Source organism: Arthrobacter humicola, from assembly GCF_039531445.1.
GTDB classification, from domain to species: Bacteria; Actinomycetota; Actinomycetes; order Actinomycetales; family Micrococcaceae; genus Arthrobacter; species Arthrobacter humicola.
Genome location: NZ_BAAAQB010000022.1, coordinates 1 through 3,605, shown reverse-complemented (window position 1 = coordinate 3,605; position 3,605 = coordinate 1). Strand labels below are relative to the sequence as shown.

Sequence of the window (3,605 nt, the reverse complement as noted above, 5' to 3'; positions counted from 1 at the left end):
TGCGGATGGCCTCGCCGCCCAGGTCCCCGATCCGGGCACCGTGCTTGATGACCTCGATCTCCTCGGCCGACTTGATCATCCGCTGGCGCATGGCGGCCTGGGCGACGTCCACCAGGGTGGCCCCGGCGAAGGCCGCCTGGATCTTGTTGCGGTTGTCCAGCGGGAGCGAATCGTCTTCGACGCCGAGCCTGCGGGGGTTGATGCCGCGGGTGCGCAGGGCCTCCTGGATGGCGAAGATGTAGTTGTCCCGGCGCCAGTCCGTGTAGACCACGTTGTCACCGTAGCTGCGGCGCCACGGCATGCCGGCATCGATGTTGGCCGTGACGGTCACGGTGTCGTCCTTGGTGACCACCATGGCGTAGGAACGGCCGAAGTACGTGAAGAGGAAATCGGAGTAGTACTTGATGGAGTGGTAGCTGGTCAGGACGACGGCGTCCAGGTCCTTCTCTGCCATGATCCGGCGCAATCCGCCGAGCCGGCGCTCAAATTCAGCATTGGAGAAGGTCAGCTTTTCCTTCTGCCCGTTGTGCAGAACTTTCAGACGCTCCAGCTCGGCGATGGACGAAGCGTTGTCGGACGTGGTGATGCTCATTATGGTGGTGCCTTTCTGCAGTGCTGTTCTTTAGAGGGGAAATTTAGAGGCCGGCCGGGGCTACTCGTGGCGCAGCGGTTCCTTGCTGGTTTCGCGGGAGAGCACGACGGCAATCAGGGAGACTGCCGCGGCGCCGGCCAGGTACCAGGCCGGAGCCAGGGCGTTGGCCGTCGCGGCGATCAGGAGGGTCGCCATGAAGGGTGCGGTGCCGCCGAAGAGGGCGTTGGAGAGATTGAAGCTGACGGCGAAGCCGCTGTAGCGGACGCGGGTTGGGAACATTTCCGCCAGGAAGCTCGGGAGTGTGCCGTCATTGAGTGTGAGCATGCCGCCCAGCAGGATCTGGACCAGGACGATCACCAGGAAGTTCCCCGTGCCCAGCAGGGCGAAGGCCGGAACGGTCAGCACCATGAAGCTCAGGGATGCTGAAATGAGGACTTTCTTCCGGCCGTAGCGGTCCGAGAGCATTCCGGTCAGGAAGATGAACCCGATGTAGGTCACCAGCGCGATGGTGGTGGCCAGGAAGGATTCGGCTGCGCCGAGGCCAAGTTCCGAGGACAGGTACGTGGGCATGTAGCTGAGGATCACGTAGAAGCCGACGGCGTTGAGCAGCACGGCTCCGACCGCCTTGAGCAGCAGCCGCCAGTGCTTCCGGAACAGGCTGGAGACCGGCGCCTTGATGGCGTGGTCCTCTTCCGCCAGTTCGCGGAACACCGGGGTGTCTTCGAGCTTGGTGCGGATGTAGCGTCCGATCAGGCCCATCGGGGCTGCGAGCAGGAACGGCAGGCGCCACCCCCAGCTCTGCATGGCCTCGGCGCTGAGCAGGACGGTCAGCAGGCCCGCGAGCAGGGAGCCAAGCAGCAGGCCTGCGGCCGTGCTGGCCGGGACCACCGCGGCGTACAGGCCGCGCTTGTTGGCCGGGGCGTACTCCACCAGGAAGGCGGATGCGCCGGCGTATTCGCCCGAGGCGGAGAAGCCCTGGACGACGCGCACCACCAGGAGCAGGATCGGGGCCCAGATCCCGATGGAGTTGAACCCCGGGATGAGGGCGATGCAGAACGTCGCTCCAGACATGATCAGGATTGACAGCGAAAGCGCTGTCTTGCGCCCCACGCGGTCGCCGATATGGCCCCAGACGAAGCCGCCGAGCGGCCGGACCAGGAACGAGATCGCGAACAGGGCGAACGTCAGCAAGAGCGCAGTCTGGGGACTGGATTCGGGGAAGAAGACCGCCGCGATGGTTGCGGCCAGGTAGCCGTAGACGGCGTAGTCAAACCATTCGACGAAGTTGCCGATGAAGCTGGCGGCGACCACTCGCCGTCGGGTGTCCCGGCTAACTCCGTCACCGTTGCCGGATGCGGCTTGACCGCCCGGGGCGGTTCCGCCGCTCAAGGCGTTGTGTCCGGAGGAAGTACTGCCATGCCCGTTATTCGACTCCGGGCTGGTCGCTCCCGCAAGAGTGGCGGGGGAAGAAGATTCGTTACTCATGTGTCCACCAAAGGGTTTTGGAGTTGCAATCAGTGCAACGCTGTTGCATCAGATTAGGCGTGACCTATGACACAGTCAATGGGTTTTTGTTTCGAGCGCGTGAATTAATTCAAGACAGACTTATTGACCACCCCTCTGAGCACCCTGCCCGAGTGCGAATCACAGTTGCGCTCAGTGAGACGTAGTTGCATTGAAAGCGCAGGTCAGGTGCCAGCTTGGGAAAAGCTTGAGCCCTGCGGCAACGCCGTTCCCTCCGGGGCGACGCGGTGGCAGACTGGGTGGACTATCGAGTGACTGGGGGGATCCACGTCAGGAGATCGTCATGGGCATCCGGTTACACATGCACACTGCGGGGCGGCGGCCGGAGGCCACGCCATGATGGCCGGATGGGCCTACCTCATGGCGGCAATCATGACAGTCGACTCGCTCCTACTGGGATTGCTCCTGCTGAACCTGAAGTGGCCGAAGCGCTGGAAGAAGAACGGCTAAAGTTCCCCAAGTCCGTCCCGACACACGAATGCACCGCGGCGACGTGTCGCACTGCGGTGCATTCATGATGCTGCATCGGATCGCGCTCGGCCGGGCGGCCGATTCCCGCTACCCTGAAACGGCCGCCCCGACGGGTTCGCGGACCAACTCGCGGGCGAGGTCGGCGGCCAGGTCTTCGACCACCTGCCCGTACAGCAGTTCGCCCTTGGCGGCGCTGGATCCGGCGGCTGAGGAAAGGCAGCCGGTGGCCGGCGTGCGCTCCGGCACCACAGGGAGCCTGTCGAAGCGCGGCAGGACAGCGGCCGGGCCGTCCACCAAGCGGTCCATGGCAACCCGGGCTGATTCGAGGTGGAGCATGAGCGAAGTTTCCAGGACCCCCCCGTGTTCGATGTCCCACCCCGGGAATCCGTCCGGGTAGACCTCCGTCAGCGTGTCCTGGCTGACAAAGTCCCAGTAGGAGAGCAGCAGCACGCTCTGCTCTGCCCCGGGCTTTAGCCCCAGATCTTCCAGGGCCAGGTCGATCCCCTCATACAGGAACTGGTAGTTTTCGAAGTGGCCGTTGACGAAGACCACGTGCCTGACGCCCTGGTTGAGGAAGGACTTGACCAGGTTGCGCGCCACCCCGATGAGTGTGGCACCATCCAGGCTGGTGGTACCGGAGAGGTGGTTGCCGCCCCCGGATTTCTGCTGCGACTTGTACCCGTACGCGATGGGCTGGGCAACGAGTGCATCCAGGCGCCTGGCGACCCCCTCCGCGAAGTGTGACGACAGAAGGGTGTCAGTTCCCAGCGGCAGGTGCGGCCCGTGCTGCTCCAGGGACCCGACAGGAATGAGGACGACCGCGTCCCCGGAGGCCAGCGCTCCCCGGTATGCGAAGGCGTCCAGGTCTTCGAGAAATACTGACGTGTCCATGTTGGTGGTGCTCCTCGTTCATGGTGTGCCGGGAAGCGGCGCCACGGTGGATGTGGCGCCGCTTTTGCTGTCGGTCCCTTGTCGGGGTGTGGTGCGGTTAGGCGCCGATGATGTTGTATTCGGGGCC

The 3,605-nt window shown here is 64.2% G+C and carries 3 protein-coding genes; all 3 read right to left on the bottom strand.

Annotated features, from left to right (window positions below; all coding sequences use genetic code 11):
• Positions 1-592: aminopeptidase P family N-terminal domain-containing protein (locus ABD243_RS07240; protein WP_344363798.1), on the bottom strand; the 592-nt coding region annotated here is incomplete at its 3' end.
• A 60-nt stretch (positions 593-652) separates the two neighbouring features.
• Positions 653-2,077 (bottom strand): MFS transporter, encoded by a 1,425-nt coding sequence (locus tag ABD243_RS07235; RefSeq protein ID WP_202615747.1) that lies wholly within the window; start codon positions 2,075-2,077, stop codon positions 653-655.
• Between the two features lie 597 nt (positions 2,078-2,674).
• On the bottom strand, positions 2,675-3,478 hold the full coding sequence (locus tag ABD243_RS07230; protein WP_344363794.1) for a creatininase: 804 nt from the start codon (positions 3,476-3,478) through the stop codon (positions 2,675-2,677).
• Positions 3,479-3,605: the final 127 nt, after the last annotated feature.